General features: G+C 37.9%; 16 protein-coding genes. 8 read left to right on the top strand and 8 right to left on the bottom strand.

The features are described 5' to 3' along the window. From WA249_RS07975 to WA249_RS07965, 3 genes are all read left to right on the top strand, one after another. Positions 1-2,434 (top strand): BapA/Bap/LapF family large adhesin (locus tag WA249_RS07975; protein ID WP_336167669.1); only part of this gene is annotated, 2,434 nt, incomplete at its 5' end. A 149-nt stretch (positions 2,435-2,583) separates the two neighbouring features. Next, complete coding sequence (locus tag WA249_RS07970) at positions 2,584-4,239, top strand: poly alpha-glucosyltransferase (RefSeq protein WP_336167668.1); 1,656 nt, start codon at positions 2,584-2,586, stop codon at positions 4,237-4,239. Beyond that, positions 4,236-5,966, top strand: coding sequence for a CapA family protein (locus WA249_RS07965; RefSeq protein WP_336167666.1), 1,731 nt, complete (start codon positions 4,236-4,238; stop codon positions 5,964-5,966). The genes WA249_RS07970 and WA249_RS07965 overlap by 4 nt, the downstream gene beginning before the upstream one ends. Here the strand turns inward: WA249_RS07965 and WA249_RS07960 are convergent. Continuing rightward, positions 5,963-6,679: a metalloprotease gene (locus tag WA249_RS07960; protein ID WP_336167664.1), complete on the bottom strand. Its 717-nt coding sequence runs from the start codon at positions 6,677-6,679 to the stop codon at positions 5,963-5,965. The genes WA249_RS07965 and WA249_RS07960 overlap by 4 nt on opposite strands. Before the next feature lie 79 nt (positions 6,680-6,758). Between WA249_RS07960 and WA249_RS07955 the strand changes: the two genes are divergently transcribed. Together WA249_RS07955 and WA249_RS07950 are read left to right on the top strand one after the other, a co-directional pair. Beyond that, positions 6,759-7,088, top strand: coding sequence for an MGMT family protein (locus WA249_RS07955; protein WP_336167662.1), 330 nt, complete (start codon positions 6,759-6,761; stop codon positions 7,086-7,088). A 24-nt stretch (positions 7,089-7,112) separates the two neighbouring features. After that, positions 7,113-7,859 carry a hypothetical protein gene (locus WA249_RS07950; RefSeq protein ID WP_336167660.1) on the top strand — a complete coding sequence of 249 codons (747 nt, stop codon included), beginning with the start codon at positions 7,113-7,115 and terminating at the stop codon, positions 7,857-7,859. A gap of 37 nt (positions 7,860-7,896) precedes the next feature. Here the strand turns inward: WA249_RS07950 and WA249_RS07945 are convergent, their stop codons facing one another. The 5 genes from WA249_RS07945 to carA all read right to left on the bottom strand — a co-directional run bounded on the left by WA249_RS07945 (position 7,897) and on the right by carA (position 14,113). After that, the gene (locus tag WA249_RS07945; RefSeq protein WP_336167658.1) at positions 7,897-8,334 is read right to left on the bottom strand and encodes a universal stress protein; all 438 of its coding nucleotides are present in this window, start codon (positions 8,332-8,334) and stop codon (positions 7,897-7,899) included. A gap of 123 nt (positions 8,335-8,457) precedes the next feature. After that, positions 8,458-9,090 (bottom strand): CatB-related O-acetyltransferase, encoded by a 633-nt coding sequence (locus tag WA249_RS07940; protein ID WP_336167656.1) that lies wholly within the window; start codon positions 9,088-9,090, stop codon positions 8,458-8,460. A 73-nt stretch (positions 9,091-9,163) separates the two neighbouring features. Then, complete coding sequence (gene greA / locus WA249_RS07935) at positions 9,164-9,640, bottom strand: transcription elongation factor GreA (RefSeq protein ID WP_005307940.1); 477 nt, start codon at positions 9,638-9,640, stop codon at positions 9,164-9,166. An 88-nt stretch (positions 9,641-9,728) separates the two neighbouring features. After that, positions 9,729-12,959 (bottom strand): carbamoyl-phosphate synthase large subunit, encoded by a 3,231-nt coding sequence (carB, locus tag WA249_RS07930; RefSeq protein WP_336167654.1) that lies wholly within the window; start codon positions 12,957-12,959, stop codon positions 9,729-9,731. A gap of 14 nt (positions 12,960-12,973) precedes the next feature. Then, positions 12,974-14,113, bottom strand: a complete 1,140-nt coding sequence (gene carA / locus WA249_RS07925; protein ID WP_336167652.1) for a glutamine-hydrolyzing carbamoyl-phosphate synthase small subunit — start codon at positions 14,111-14,113, stop codon at positions 12,974-12,976. Positions 14,114-14,236: 123 nt separating this feature from the next. Here carA and WA249_RS07920 point away from each other — a divergent pair, with 123 nt between their 5' ends. Together WA249_RS07920 and WA249_RS07915 are read left to right on the top strand one after the other, a co-directional pair. Next, positions 14,237-14,395, top strand: a complete 159-nt coding sequence (locus WA249_RS07920; protein ID WP_336167650.1) for a hypothetical protein — start codon at positions 14,237-14,239, stop codon at positions 14,393-14,395. A 29-nt stretch (positions 14,396-14,424) separates the two neighbouring features. Further along, positions 14,425-15,012, top strand: coding sequence for a hypothetical protein (locus WA249_RS07915; RefSeq protein WP_336167648.1), 588 nt, complete (start codon positions 14,425-14,427; stop codon positions 15,010-15,012). A 59-nt stretch (positions 15,013-15,071) separates the two neighbouring features. Here WA249_RS07915 and WA249_RS07910 read toward each other — a convergent pair whose 3' ends face one another. Next, a complete protein-coding gene (locus WA249_RS07910) occupies positions 15,072-15,608 on the bottom strand; it encodes a DOMON-like domain-containing protein (RefSeq protein WP_336167646.1) in 537 nt (178 codons plus the stop codon). A gap of 16 nt (positions 15,609-15,624) precedes the next feature. Continuing rightward, positions 15,625-15,948: a ribosome assembly RNA-binding protein YhbY gene (gene yhbY, locus WA249_RS07905; RefSeq protein ID WP_003650075.1), complete on the bottom strand. Its 324-nt coding sequence runs from the start codon at positions 15,946-15,948 to the stop codon at positions 15,625-15,627. A gap of 199 nt (positions 15,949-16,147) precedes the next feature. Between yhbY and rlmE the strand changes: the two genes are divergently transcribed. Continuing rightward, complete coding sequence (gene rlmE, locus WA249_RS07900; RefSeq protein WP_003650076.1) at positions 16,148-16,798, top strand: 23S rRNA (uridine(2552)-2'-O)-methyltransferase RlmE; 651 nt, start codon at positions 16,148-16,150, stop codon at positions 16,796-16,798. Positions 16,799-16,869 lie beyond the last annotated feature (71 nt).

Genomic DNA, 16,869 nt, shown 5'->3' with positions numbered 1-16,869 from the left:
GGATGGTCCACATACGGTGACTGTGACTGCAACTGACCCTGCAGGCAATATCGGTACAGGCACCAGTGTATTGACGATTGATACGACAGCGCCGGCCCTTGCAATCAGTGCGAGCGATTTGAATCTTGCTACAGGTGCAAGCACTACAGTAACCTTCACTTTCAGTGAACCAGTCACTGGCTTTGATGCAAGTGATGTAACCTTGGCGGGTGGTACGCTATCAGGCTTAACAACTACCGATGGTGGTAAGACTTGGACAGCGACCTTCACCCAAGATGGTACTGCGACACCACCGAGTTTGAGTGTTGCAAATAACACTTATACGGATATTGCAGGTAACTTAGGTTCAGGTGCTAACCTTGCTGGGCTTGTTCTTGCGCCATCAATTATTGCGCACAACAACGTGAACAGTGTGGGGATAGATATTGTTCCATTAACTACAACGGGTATTAATGCTGGTTCTGCAACCTATCTAGCATTGATAGGGGTAACTCAGAATCTTAACGTATCGCTTCTAGGTACACCGAGTGTGAGTTTCAACATTGCCGCTGGACATACTTCAGATGCAACGATTAACTATGGCGCTTTATTAAGTCTGTCTGTACTTAATGACTATAAAGTAGTTTTACAGAAACAAGCACCAGATGGTTCTTGGCAGAATGTTGCAGGTGATGCGACTACTGGATTAATTAACATCGGAGTACTAGGTGGTAATGGATTCGGTGCGACTATCCCAGATTTAGCAAGTGGTTCTTATAGAGCATTTATGGTCTATACCGGTGTTGGTGTAGGATTATTAGGTACTATGAGTGTTGTTCGTAATGATTACGATCACACAGTTGTACCTACATATAGTGCAGCAACAGTGAGCGGTAATGTACTTACAGATGATAATTCTACTATATATGGACCTTCATATGTTCCAGATACAATTACTGGAACTACTGTAGTGTCTACAGTAGTAGGTGAACAAGTAGGTGCTGTAACCACAACTATTGGTTCTTTTACACCAGTAACGGGGGCTTATGGAACACTTACTATTTCTGCAAATGGTTCATATAGCTACACACCAACTGCCAATCCTGCCGATATTGGTAAAGTAGATAGCTTCACTTACACTATTAAAGACCCATTGACAGGTGCGACCAGTACAGCTGTATTACACATACAAATCGGTTCACCTGATGTAAGCATCACTTGGAATACTGCTAGCCCTGGCACTGATGGCATAACTCAAGTTGTAGCCAATGCCGATCAAGCTGTTACAACGGTTGACTTTAATAACTCAACTGATACGCCTGTAGATGTTGCGAGTCCGAATATATCAATTAACTTGATTGGTTCGACCTCTGTAGTTTCTAATAGCTTCACCGTTGGGGCAGGAGATCTGGTAGATGTGCAGGTTGCAGCGACTTATGCTAACCAGCCATTGTTAAGTGCATTACCAACTGTAAGCTATGTTGTTCAGCAATTTGTTGGCGGAGCATGGGTTAACACGACCTATACAGGTTCGGCGACAGCACTTGCGAGTGTAGGTGGTATTAGCCTCGGAACGGTAGCTTTCCAAGATTCAGTTGAGCATTTAAGTGCTGGTACATACCGTGTTCAATATACGTTGACTGCAGTAACACTTGGTACAACAACTTTGGATACCCAAGTGACAACTACAACGTCGCATTTGAACAGTTATTCATCTGATTGGGTTCATGGCAATATTCTGCATGGTGACACAATTGGTGGAGTTGCAGACACTGGTACATTTACTGCTGATGGTGTCAAACTCTATGTTCAAAATAGTGTCGGTACTTATGTTGAAGCTACTGGACAAGCTGTCACCACGACAAATGGCACACTTGTGATCAATTCAAATGGTGATTATGAATACCGTGCCAATACTTCATCATTAACATTGTCTCATCCAACCGATACTATTAACTATAAGTTAGTAGCAGCAAATGGTGCTGAGTCTTTATCAACATTGACGGTTAATCTGACGACTACTGATTACAATACTCACGTACTCAGTACATCAGCGAATGACACGTTCAATACAGATAGTGGCACGATTGGTTTTGGCTCAGATACATTGATTTATCATGTGTTGGATGGAAGTACTGCAACAGCTAATAATGGTGCTAGTACTGGTGGTAATGGGGTAGACACTTGGACTAATTTCCATGTGGGTAATGTTGCTACAGATCACCAAGCTGATTTGATTGATATCAGAGGCTTACTAGATGGAGCTCAAACGTCTGCTAATATTGGTGAGTATTTAAATGTTACTGTAAGTGGTGGTAATACAACAATTCAGATTGACCGTGATGGGTTAACTGGGGTGATTCTACCTACAAATAACTTTACTAATCTGTTGATCTTGCAAGGTGTTACGACTAGTGAGGCAGAGTTACTTGCTAATGGTCAAATTATCTATTAATAGATAATTGACTTCATCAGAAAAAAGAGAACCTTAGGGTTCTCTTTTTTTATTTTAAACAATACGTTAACTTAATTTTTATAGTACTCTTGCTATGATGTATTGAAAATTTTATAGAACAACAAATAACGGATAGGGACTAAATTCGAGTGACTGCATTTTTACATTTCCAAAGACAACTTAATCTTTGGTTCGAACAAGTTATTCAGCATGTTCCAATTATTAAACAAGATATTATTTTATTTTTATCTTATGGCCCCAAAGACCAAAGATGTAGCGTATGGCATAGTGAGAAAACAAATTTAGAGCAGGCTCAAAAACAACTATTAGATTTTATTAATGGCCAGTTTGGACAGGCACCACTTGCTGATTATATAAAAATCGATATTTCATATAATTTAGCGAAACAAGCTTGGAAGGAAGTAGAGCAACAGGTCCACCATCAATTTCATAACAATCATTATCGTAAAGGTATTGGATTTGATGAACACTGTTCAATTGTTTTTCTTGAACAAGAGATTTATGGAAAAGCAATTATTCGAGGCTTAAGTTATGACAAGCCTAACTTTTTTGATGAAATGAATCTTAACTATGCAATTAAGCAAAAATATAACGCTACAAAACCTCCGATTAGCTTACAAAAGCTGCAAGACATTTGGACTTTTGATACCTACGCAACATTTTATGAAAATGGGCAATTGATTAATTTAGCTAGTCGCGATGATGCAAATGGTATGAGAGGAATCTCAAACAATAAAAAACAGCATTTTCAGCAGTTAATAGAACAAAATTCGGCATTTCTTCATGACCAGATTCAAGAAAACGGCAAATTTATTTATGGTTATTTTTCTGCCTACGATCGTGAAATTCGTAACTATAATACGGTACGCCACTGTACCTCGGTGTATGCCTTACTAGAAACCTTTGAAGTGCAGAGTAAGCCAGAATATTGGCCTAAAATACATGCCTCTATTCATTATGCACTCACCAATTTTCATAAAGAAAAAGATTCATCTACTGCTTTTATGATTGATGGTAAAGAAGGGGAGTTTGAAATTAAATTAGGTGCCAATGCGGCTGCCATTTTAATGTTAACTAAATATCAAGAAATTACCCAAAAAACTGATTATCAAAAAATTGCAGAGAAACTCGCAAATGGTATTTTAAAGCTAGTAGATTCAAATGGGTCAACAACACATGTATTAAATTATCCTAACTATGATTTAAAAGAAAAATTCAGAATTATTTATTACGATGGTGAAGCTGCTTTAGCTTTATTAAGGCTATATCAAATTAACCAAGATTCTAAGTTACTAGAAACAGTTAAATTAATGTTTGAATGTTTTATTGAAAAGAGATATGAAAAATATCATGATCATTGGTTAAGCTATTGTACAAATGAACTCACTAAAATATGCCCAGAAGATAAATATTTTATTTTTGGTTTAAATAATTATTTAAAACATTTTATTTTTATTCGCAATCGAAAAACGACATATGCAACTCTGTTAGAGATGTTAATGGCTGCTTATAAAATGGTAAGCCGTTTAAAAGAGCAGGGGCGTACAACACTTTTTGAACAGGCGTATATGTCTGAGCTTCAAAAGTTAATTGAGTTTAGAGCAGACTTTCAAACCACAGGATTTTTTTATCCAGAAATGGCGATGTATATGGCACGACCAGATAAAATTTTGCATGCTTTTTATATTCGGCATGACCGTTTCCGAGTACGGATCGATGACCAAGAACATAACTTATCGGGTTATATTGCCTATGTTAAAGATTACAAGGGTGATGAAGCATGAAATATCAGCCTGTTGAAATCAAGTTGTTAGCACATGTCGACACTACAAGTTTTGATGAGGCTTTATGGCAATTTGAATTTGATGATGATGTTTCAACGCTCTTACTCATTGATTATGCATTTGAGCAATTCCAACAGAAAAAAATACAGGCTCAAGAAGTTTATGTTGTGCCTGACCACCTATCTGAGCAAGTCGGTCAGCAAAATCTAGGCTTAAAGCCTTTTGAACATTACACCTTTACTGAACTATTGCAGTTCTTAATTTTTACCCAAGCAGCAGATGTAAACCATGCTTTAAGTAATATGCTCTGCGGTACACATGAGCAAGCCTATTTAATTTTGTCAAAAAGAGCTGCTACTTATAAGTTAAATTTCAAAAAAGAAAGTACACAAAACCAGTTAAAACATTTGTTTTTATTAGTCAAAAATATTTATAGTCATCCAGCTGAAATCAGGAAACTATTCTTTATAAAAGAGCTGAGTTTTAAAGGGAAAGTTTATCATCCACAGACACCATTAATGGCGCAGAATGTAGTAGAGGTTTTATATCTTACAAACTCATTTAGAAAACTTTTTCTGACGTACTTTGAGGAAAACCAGACTATCGGTTTCTTTTCTTTTTCAGATGATATTCATCGTGCTGAGCACTTAGTTCCTTACTATCATAGCTTCCAAGAGCAGAGTGTAAAACCCAAAATTTGCTCTATTCAAAGCGGTATTATCAACATTTTAGGAGATACTTATTTTGGGGAAGCTTATACTAAAAAACGCAAGGCTAGAGGACGAATAGATGCGCTACAACAATATGGATATCACTATTCATTTGAAAAAATAAAACCATTTTTAGGTGAAAATGACTTAAATATAGCTAACTTTGAAGCTGTATTTTCTCTAGAAAACCAATCACCTTTAAAAGATAAAAAACCATTTATTCTCAAAGCCGATGCTAAAAAAACATTAGAAGAATTTAAGAACATTCATCTTAACTATTTGGTGTTGGCAAATAATCATCTGAAAGATTATGGCGATGAAGGGGTGGCCTATACATTAAAGCAATTTGATCAGGCCAATATTTCTTATATTGGTGCAGGCTCAAATCAAAAAGATGCTCATAACTACTTTGAAATCAGTTTTAATAACAAGCATTACGCTATTTTTAACGGCTATTGGCACAGAGATACAGCATATCTAGATTATGATTTTTATGCCTTAGGCCATAAAAGTGGAGTCGCGTGTTTAAATGGGGTTTTGCTGGAACAAATTGTTCACTATAAAATGACTCACCCTGAGCATAAAGTTATTGTGATTTGCCACTGGGGAATCGATTTTAAACCTCCTACAAAAGAGCAAATTAAGCTTGCTACTATTCTCACTCAAGCAGGGGTTGACCTTATTATTGGTCATGGTGCTCATACCATCCAACCAATTCAGATCATCAACCAAAAACCAGTAGTGTTTGGCATTGGTAATGCTGTATTTAATAGTGATGGGGAATATGAGCAACAAAATGCTTTGCCATTCGGCTGTATAGCTAGACTAGATTTAGCAAAGGAATTGCTTCGTCTTTATCCAATTTATACTAATAATCTAAAAACTTTTTGGCAGCCTTATCCAGTAGATACCGAAGACTTCTCAAAGGCCAGTACTTACATGACGTCTTTACTGACCCCAGAGGATTACATTGCTACCCAAGATGACTTAGGGGCGTATGTTGAAATTAAATTTTAAGAATATTGTTTATAACTTGATAAAATTGTTTGAAGCTGTGATGGGGCAAAACCTAGGTTTCTTAAACCACCACTGCCTAATTTACATTCAGCACTGGCCATAATATTGGTTGGGGTAGTTTTTGTTGCATTGGGTGCACAGACATGTTTTAAGCCAAAAGCATGGCCCATTTCATGAATACTACCTGCTTGTATATTATAATTTAATCTATGCCAGTCTAATAAAATAAAGGGTTTTCCATTATTACGAAACGTCCGACTTGTAACATCATCAAACTCTAAGTTTTTTGAATACGCATCGTATATAAAGATAATGACTTCTTTACGTGCCGTACGTTTAGGAAAGCATACATTGACGCTTGCTGGGATAGCACCTATAGAAATAGGGCGAGGTTGGTTTATTTCATTGTCTAGTTCGCAATGCAATTTCGAAAAATCTTGATAGGAAATATAACGGTTTAATTTGAAATTAAAGATTTTATTTCCTTGGTCATCTAAATAATATTTATTTAAGATGCTGACTTCTTTTCGCATCTGTGCCAGATTATCAAAGGGTGTAGCCGCTAAATGGTTGGTTGTAAAAACGAAAGTTACGGGAACTACAGGTCTGTTATTAGCAGGTTCCTCTGGTAACACAGGTTTTTGTTGAGGAGGATTAGTCGTACAAGAAACACAAAGAAGTGTCCCTGTAATCATCAATAAAGTTTTTTTCATACTCATCGCATTATCTCTGCATATTATTTTAAAGAGTTTTAAAGTAAATTTTTATATGATATGAACGATGTCAATTTTTATGGATTCCATTTTGACAACTCAGTATGAACTACATCGACAAATTTTAGAAGTCATCGCTTTAATTCCATATGGAAAAGTTGCAACTTACGGACAAATAGCACGTATGGCGGGGTTACCTAAACACGCCAGATTAGTTGGGTATGTGCTTAAACATCTTGAGGCAGATCATCAAATCCCTTGGTACCGTGTTATTAATTCACAAGGTAAAATTAGCCTAAGTAAATTTAATGAAAAGGGTGAAAATATTCAGCAGTTAAAGCTTGAAGCTGAAGGTGTCTATTTATTGAATGGCAAAGTGAACTTAAAGCAATTTGCTTGGCAGCCTTAAAATTATTAAAGAGAACAAATACAAATGCAGAATTATAAATGGCGGAGTGTAGCCATATTACTACTAAGTTTAATAGTGCAATCGAGTTTTGCAGAGCAGACTATTTCAGCTCAACCTTTTATAAATGTGAAAGCTTCATCACAAGATATACATTCGATTTGTCAGCAGTTGAGTCAGAAATGTAGCGATGAAACTAAGCTATGGAAATCCAAAAATACACAAGATCAGACTTATTATTTAATAGATGAGACTCCGCAAATTGCTCAAGTTAAAAAGCTAAATAACCAATACACAGTAATAAATCAGTGGAATTTTAAAAATTATGAACATAGTAATAAAGAGCCACATTCTGATGATTTAGGCCCTAATGGACTCAAAATCTTTCCAGCACTATATCCACTTAATAAAAGTGAATATGCCATAGCAGTGCTAAATACATGGTTTACTGGTTATTCTGGAGGAGGGCGTTTTGAGGAAAACGCTGATTTTGTTGAGCTTAAGCCTAAAGGGCAGTATCAGGTTGCATTAAAAGATATTGCTTTTTCTTCGAGTGAAATGATTCGGGCATGTTTTTCAGAACAAGAGTATAAGAAGTCACCGCATTGCCATGATGAAACATGGATGACATTAAATATTAGGTTTAAAGATATCGGCCAATCTTACTATTTATGGCAGTTAAATTATAAAAATTATTCTTGGGATGCTTTTAAAAGTAAAAAAACAATAACGGTTGAGCAATCAAGAGAAGATGTTATTCCTTTTAAAAAATAGGTGCCTATCTGGCTGAATTGAGCCAGACAGGCATTTTTTATCGAACAATTAAAACAGGAATATGACTTTCGCCTAAGACTTTTTGTGCAACGCTGCCAAGTACAAGTTTTCGGACTCCTGTACGTCCATGAGAACCCATGACAATCAGATCTGCATTTAAATCTTGAGCCGCCTCAATAATTTCTTCATGTACGACAAAACCTTCAAGCAGTTTAGTTTCAACAGTAATGCCTTCATTGGCAAATTCTTGTTTTGCTTGTTCTAAAATGTCGAGCAAATAGCTTCTTGTGCGTTCAATCAACTCATTAGTTTGACCAATTTTTACATATGCGTCAGCAATAAATGGGTCAAGTGCCATAACTTGTACAATCGTAATTTTGCTCTTTAGCGCTTTTCCAAGTTTGATCGCCTCTTTCATGGCGATCATAGAAGTTTCAGAACCGTCAATTGCTACAAGAATATGTTGATATAACATGAGTGTTTTCCTTATTGTAATGATGCTTATTTATTCAATACTTTATACTTATTTTTTGACGATTTAAATTCAAGCACGTAATCATTTGTGACTTTATAACAATAAATTTTTCTACATGTATTTTTATAGATTCTGCAAATTTCCCAGATGTGTAGATAAAGCATCTATATCATCAGTTTGTAAATACTCACGTATTTTCAAAATTTGCTTCTCATCTAAATCATATAGTTTTAAAGCAAGCAATTTATCAATTTGGTCTTGAGGAAAGCGATATTTAATTATTTTCGCAGGCACCCCACCTACAATTGCATAGGGTGGAACATCTTTAGTTACGACAGCTCCGGTTGCAACCACTGCACCCTCACCAAGTTTGACACCTTGCATGATCATGGCACGGCTACCGATCCAACACCCATCGGCAATAACTGTATCGCCAGCTGCTAAAAAACTACGGGTATCAAAAGGAAAAGACGAAATCCAATCTGTTCTATGAAGTTGGTTACCGCCCATCATGATGACACATTCAGCGCCAAAGCAAACAAAATTACCAATATGAAGTTGATCAATCGGTTTATCTGGTGTCGAGGCTTTGTCATGTAAATAACGTACAACACAACGCTCAAAACCTTGGTCCCAATAGGCTGAATAATATGAGTAATGACCTTTAATATGGATATTCGGGTTTTTAACAGTTTTATGGATAAATTCAAATTCACACCAATGACGAACTGGAGTGTTAATTAAAGAAGTATCCATTTGTGATTTCCCAAAAACATATCAATGATATTGAATAAAAACCCCTCATAAAGAGGGGCTAACGTGCATTATCTTAGAGATATTCTACACTTACGATTTCATATTCGACTTCGCCTTGAGGCGTCACGATTTTTACTTCATCGCCTTCACTCTTACTCAAAAGACCACGTGCGATTGGTGAGTTCACCGAGATTTTATTAATTTTAAAATCTGCTTCGTCATCGCCAACAATCTTATAAGTTTTACGTTCTTCAGTATCAAGATTTTCAATTGTTACTGTCACACCAAAAACAACACGGCCATTTTGCTCAAGTGTTTTGACATCAATTTCTTGAGCAGCGCCTAATTTACCTTCGATATCCTGAATACGACCTTCACAGAAACCTTGCTGTTCACGCGCAGCATGATATTCAGCATTTTCCTTTAAGTCACCATGTTCACGTGCTTCTGCAATGGCTTGAATAATACGTGGACGTTCAACAGATTTTAAATGTTGTAATTCTTTCTCTAAGGCAATTTTACCTTCAGGGGTCATTGGATAGCGTTGCATTTTGGTCCCTCTTAAGTTGAGAAAACACAGTTAAAAAAAATGAAAAAATCCCGCCACCGATAAGGTGACGGGACTTATCGGTAACAAATTAACCTACAGTTAAATCTTGCAAGCGGTATACATCCATTGGCAATTTCACAGCAAAGGCTTGGCAAACAGCCTCTGCACCATTGATAGTCGTTGTGTAATACACTTTGCCTTGTAGGGCAGCACGACGAATCATTGCAGAGTCATATTGAGCCTGTTTACCTTCAGTGGTATTGACAATAAGGTGTATTTCACCATTTTTCAAGCGGTCAACAATATGTGGACGACCTTCAGTTACTTTATTCACAGATTCACATTCTAAACCTGCTTCTTTAAGTACCTTATGCGTTCCACCTGTTGCTACTAGTTTGAAACCATATGCCACGAATTTTTTAGCGATATCAGCAATATATTTCTTATCAGATTCACGAACAGATAAGAAAGCAATTTTTTCTTCGCCTTCGGTTGGTAAACCTGGTAAGCGTTCATTTGAGCCTAAAACAGCTTTATAGAATGCTTCACCAAATGTTTTACCTACACCCATCACTTCACCTGTAGATTTCATCTCAGGTCCAAGCATTGGATCTACGCCTTGGAATTTAGCGAATGGGAAAACAGCTTCTTTCACAGCAAAGTGTTTTGGAATGATTTCTTTAGTAAATCCTTGAGATTCAAGTGATTGACCAGCCATACAACGGGCAGCTACTTTTGCTAAAGAATCACCAATACATTTCGATACGAATGGAACTGTACGTGAAGCACGTGGGTTAACTTCAAGAACGTAAACATCATCGCCTTTAACTGCGAACTGAACGTTCATCAAACCAACCACACCAAGTTCTTTTGCCATCGCAACAGTTTGACGACGCATTTCATCCTGAATTTCTTTTGATAAAGAATAAGGAGGAATTGAACATGCAGAGTCACCTGAGTGAATACCGGCTTGTTCGATGTGCTGCATAATACCGCCGATCACAACGTCTTTACCGTCAGATACACAGTCAACATCAACTTCAGTTGCATCATCAAGGAAACGGTCAAGAAGAACAGGAGCTTCGTTAGATGCCTGAACCGCTTCACGAAGGTAACGTTTAAGTTCTTCTTCGTTATATACGATTTCCATTGCACGGCCACCTAATACATAAGATGGGCGAACAACTAACGGATAACCTACTTTCGCAGCTTCAGAGATACCTTCTTCAGCAGATTTTACAATGCTGTTGTTTGGTTGACGAAGCTGTAAACGTTGAATCATTTGCTGGAAACGTTCACGGTCTTCTGCACGGTCAATTGCATCTGGTGATGTACCAATAATTGGTGTACCAGCTTCTTCTAAAGCACGTGCCAATTTAAGTGGAGTTTGTCCACCGTACTGTACGATCACGCCTTTAGGCTTCTCTGTACGTACAATTTCAAGTACATCTTCAAGTGTTACAGGCTCGAAGTATAGACGGTCAGATGTGTCATAGTCGGTAGAAACAGTTTCAGGGTTACAGTTAACCATGATTGTTTCATAACCGTCTTCACGCATAGCAAGCGCCGCGTGTACACAGCAGTAGTCAAATTCGATACCTTGACCAATACGGTTTGGACCACCACCAATGACCATGATTTTGTCACGATTTGATGGATTTGCTTCACACTCTTCATCGTAAGTTGAATACATGTATGCAGTACCAGATTCAAACTCGGCAGCACATGTATCAACACGTTTGTAAACTGGATAAACACCCAAATTCCAACGTTGTTTACGGAATTGCTTTTGTGAAATACCCATGAGGTCAGCAATACGCAGGTCAGATAAACCTTTGCGTTTGAACGAACGGATATTGTCAGCGTTTAAGTCACCAAAACCTAAAGCTTTTACTTCAGCTTCAGTTTTAACGATGTCTTGAATTTGAATGAGGAACCAACGGTCAATCTTGGTTGCTTCAAACACTTCATCTAAAGAGAAGCCATGACGGAAAGCATCTGCTACATACCAGATACGTTCAGGGCCTGGAACTTTAAGCTCTTTTAAAATGGTTTCTTTTGCATTTGTTGCGCCAGCTTCGATTTTTTCATCAAAACCGCTTACACCAACTTCAAGACCACGTAATGCTTTTTGTACAGATTCTTGGAAGTTACGGCCAATTGCCATCACTTCACCAACAGACTTCATCTGAGTGGTTAATACAGGTTCTGCTTGTGGGAATTTCTCGAAGTTAAAACGAGGAATCTTCGTTACAACATAGTCAATCGATGGTTCGAAGCTTGCAGGAGTCACGCCACCAGTGATGTCATTTTTCAATTCATCAAGAGTATAACCAACAGCAAGTTTTGCCGCGATTTTTGCGATTGGGAAGCCTGTTGCTTTAGAAGCAAGAGCAGATGAACGTGATACACGAGGGTTCATCTCAATGACAACCATACGTCCATCTTTCGGATTAATACCGAACTGAACGTTAGAACCACCTGTTTCAACACCAATTTCACGTAGAACTGCAATCGAAGCATTACGCATCAATTGATATTCTTTGTCTGTTAATGTCTGAGCAGGGGCAACGGTAATTGAGTCACCAGTGTGAACGCCCATTGGATCGAAGTTTTCGATAGCACATACGATAATACAGTTGTCATTTTTGTCACGAACAACTTCCATTTCGTACTCTTTCCAGCCAATTAAAGATTCATCAATCAATAACTGGTGAGTAGGAGAGAGGTCAAAACCACGTTCACAAATCTCAAGGAATTCTTCGCGGTTATATGCAATACCCCCGCCCGAACCACCCATTGTAAATGATGGACGGATAATTACTGGAAAACCAAAGCGTGACTGGATTGCTAAAGCTTCTTCCATTGTTTCAGCAATGGCAGCTTTTGGACATTCCAAACCAATCTTACGCATAGCGATGTCAAAGAGTTTACGGTCTTCGGCTTTCTCAATCGCTTCTTTAGATGCGCCAATAAGTTCTACGTCGTATTTTGCTAATATGCCATTTGCATCAAGTGCAAGTGCACAGTTCAATGCAGTTTGCCCACCCATGGTTGGCAATACTGCATCAGGACGTTCTTTTTCAATAATCTGTGCAACTGTTTGCCAAGTAATCGGCTCAATATAAGTTGCATCAGCCATTGAAGGATCTGTCATGATGGTTGCTGGGTTAGAGTTAACCAAAATAACACGATAGCCTTCTTCACGAAGTGCTTTACACGCTTGAGCACCTGAGTAGTCAAACTCACATGCCTGTCCAATCACAATCGGGCCAGCACCAATAATTAAGATGCTTTTAATATCCGTACGTTTAGGCATTATTCGCTCCGTAATTACTGTTTAGATGCTTCGATAAGTTCGATGAAATGATCGAACAAAGGTGCACAATCATGTGGACCAGGGCTTGCTTCAGGGTGACCTTGGAAGCTGAAAGCTGGTTTGTCTGTACGGCGGATACCTTGTAAGGTGCCATCGAACAATGATTTATGCGTTGCTTTTAAGTTAGCCGGTAAAGTTTCTGCATCTACAGCAAAACCATGGTTTTGTGAGGTAATCATCACTGTACCATCTTCAAGATCTTGTACAGGATGGTTCGCACCGTGGTGACCATGGTTCATTTTTACAGTTTTTGCACCAGAAGCGAGTGCCAGAATTTGGTGACCTAAGCAGATACCAAATACAGGTAATGTTGTGGTTTCAACAATAGTTTTTACAGCTTCGATCGCATAATCACAAGCAGCTGGATCGCCAGGACCATTTGAAAGGAATACGCCATCCGGATTAAGTGCCAATACTTTTTCAGCCGGAGTTTCTGCAGGAACAACGGTTAGTTTACAACCGCGGTCTGCAAGCATACGCAAGATGTTGGTTTTGACACCGTAATCGTATGCAACTACATGGTATTTTAATTCAGGTTGAGAGAAGCCTTGGCCTAAGGTCCATGAACCTTCAGACCATTCAAAACCTGTTGGATCACAACATTCTTTTGCAAGGTCTAAACCGTTTAAGCCACCAAAAGCACGTGCTTTTGCAATAGCTTCTTCTTCCGTAATATTTTCGCCAGCAAGGATACATCCGTTTTGAGCGCCAGTCTGACGTAAAATACGAGTCAGTTTACGAGTATCGATATCTGCAATAGCAACAACATTATGCGCTTGCAAATATTCACTCAACGACTGCTCAGCACGGAAGTTACTGTGTAGTAGGGGAAGGTCACGAATAATTAAACCATTTGCCCATACTTTATGGATACGACCAGATTCAACGTCTTCCGCGTTGCAACCAGTGTTACCAATATGAGGGTAAGTTAATGTCACAATTTGTTGTGCATAACTTGGGTCAGTCAAAATTTCTTGATAGCCTGTCATGGCTGTGTTAAAAACGACTTCTCCAGTCGTACTTCCCGGTGCGCCGATTGACGTTCCTTTAAAGATCGTTCCATCTGCGAGGGCTAAAATGGCGGGGATGCTCAAACCAAAGCTCCTGAATTTCGGCTGTAAAAAAGCGAGTAGACCCAAAAAAGATCGGCGATGTTTGGATAAAACATGCCCTCCCTATCGGTCTGCCCGCTTGTAACTTAACAGCGCATTATACGCATGGAACCCCTTAAAGTCTATTTCTTTTCTACTAAAAAATATAATTCATTGCTTGCTTTTTATAAAAAAATTATCCACTCATCTGAATCCGATACTTTTGATAAATTGTCTGACAATTTGCAAGGTGAATTCTTGGAACTGGATTTATTGTATTGCTAGTTAAAAAATAAACAATATGAGGAAATAGTATGAGCAATAATGAAGTTTCAAAAGAGGTGAGTGAAAAAACTCAAGCAGTAGTTGAATCAGTAAAAGCTGAGGTTAATGAAGTGAAAGAAACTATAGCTGCGACTACAACTAAGGCTAAAAAAACAGTAACCGCTAAAACTGCACAGGTAAAAGAAACTGTTGCTGAAAAAACTGAGCAAGTTAAAGAAGTTGCTTCGGAAGCAAAAGCTCAGGTAAAAGAAGCTATTACTGAAACTCAAGAGCAAGTCAAAGAAGTTTTAAGCGAGACTCAAGAGAAAATTGAAGCTGAAACTCACGAGCTAAATAAGAACATTCAAAATCAAATTGGTCAAATTAAACAAGATATTTTACAACGTCTTGATGTAATTAAAGCTCAGTTTAGCACTTCACAAGAAGGGTTGTCTGACCTTAAAAATGCTTTAAAAGCAGAAATTAATGCACTTATTGAAGATTTAACAAAAGTGAGCAAAGAGCTTAAAGGTGATATTAGCCAGATTTCTTTGAAGCACAAAGATTCTTTAAGTGAAAGTATTAAGCGTACTAAAAATAATGCAGTCGAAGCTTGGAATAAAGCAAGAGACAATTAATGATCTCTGCTTTGGTCTAAAAATAAAAAAGCGAGAATTAATTTCTCGCTTTTTTATTTTTAGAACTGATGTAACCAGTCACGTTTATTATGGAAATCTGCACTTTTTCCACTATGCTGCATTGCATAGTACTGCATACCATCTTTAGTCTTTAAAACTGTAGTTAAACCTAAATAAAGGTTTGACCATTTCAAGCGATGCTGTTGCATAAATTGCCCTAAATCGAGACTAACATTTAAGCCATAGTGAGTACGCTTGAGATGATTCAGTTCAATATCGTAAGCAGCAAGGGGAGGTATACTTTCTGGATAGCGATATTCTTCAAACTGATATGACTGCCATGCTTGAGAAGGGGAAAGATTAATCTCCCGATAATAATCTTCATCATGCACGCCAACAAAAATTTCGAAACAAGTTTCTTCCCACAAAAAATCTTGACGAGGATGAGCCGCGACTTCTTGAGGCCAGATAATAAGTTGATTTGGATCACGGATCCAAAAACCGATATTTAAGGTAGAGGATGCTTGCTGTTCAATTGCGCCAACAACAGAAACAGCATGAAAACGATCAAAAGCTGAAAGTTCGTAACTTGCCATAGTTTGTCAAATTAAATTAGTTTGCTAGATGAGCGTGACGAACAAGATTAGACAAATGTTGGTTTTGTTTAGCTGCCTTTTTGTAAAGCAAAACAATTTTACCAATTTTTTGCACAGCTTGAGCACCTGTTGCTTCTACAATTGCATCAATTGTTGCAGTACGCGCTTCACGGTCTTCACCAGCAATCTTAACTTTAATAAGTTCATGGTCATTTAAAGCACGAAGCGTTTCTTCGATTACCGCGTCTGTTAAGCCTTGTCCACCAATCATGACAACCGGATTAAGCACATGACCAATTTGACGTAAACGTTTACGTTCATGGATAGATAAAGCGGCCATTAAAAATACCTGATTTTAAAAACGGCTTAGTATAGCAAAAAACTTAAATCCAGATGTACGAAAAACTGCATAAATAATCGATCAACATTATTGGAAAAAAACTGTAAAACTTAGTGAGATTACGCTACATCCGTACTGTAATGAGAGTAATTTTCACGTACAATGAACGATCAGAAGTTTTTTTGATATTTAGTGAGTTATGGCAACACGCATTACAAACCAGAAATTGTCGAAAAGTAGTCGTGTATGGATGAGGGAACATCTGGACGATCCTTTTGTTAAAAAAGCACAAAAGGAAGGATATCGTGCTCGAGCAGCCTATAAACTTCTTGAAATTCAAGAAAAATATAAGTTGATCAAGCCAGGCATGACGGTAGTGGATTTAGGCGCGGCTCCTGGTAGTTGGTCTCAAATCGCTGGGAAACTCGTTGGTAGCAAAGGTTTAGTGGTTGCTTCTGATATTTTGCCTATGGATGCTTTGCCTGATGTCACTTTCTTACAAGGCGACTTTAGAGAAGAAGATGTATTTGAAAAATTGTTAAATATTTTAAATGGGCGACAAGTAGACATTGTAATTTCTGATATGGCCCCCAATACATCAGGTAATAGGGCCGTTGATCAACCTAGACAGATTTACTTATGTGAATTGGCTTTAGATTTTGCTCAAAAGGTTCTGGGTCCTAATGGACAATTTGTTGTTAAAGTGTTCCAGGGCACAGGATTTGATGAGTTTCGTAAACAAGTAGTTGATAGTTTTGATGTGTTAAAAACAGCAAAACCAGCAGCTTCTCGGGCGCGGTCTAAAGAGGTTTTTTTGATTGGACAAGGGCGTAAGAAAGCATTGCGATAAAGTTTACTTGCCAAGCTCCTAAAAATTGTGCATTTTGTACTTTTAGGTTATCCGCAAGCAATACAGTTGCT

This window comes from Acinetobacter sp. 161(2023) (assembly GCF_037027805.1).
GTDB lineage: Bacteria > Pseudomonadota > Gammaproteobacteria > Pseudomonadales > Moraxellaceae > Acinetobacter.
The sequence above is the reverse complement of the archived record's forward strand: the minus strand, read 5'-3'. Positions and strand labels throughout refer to the sequence as shown.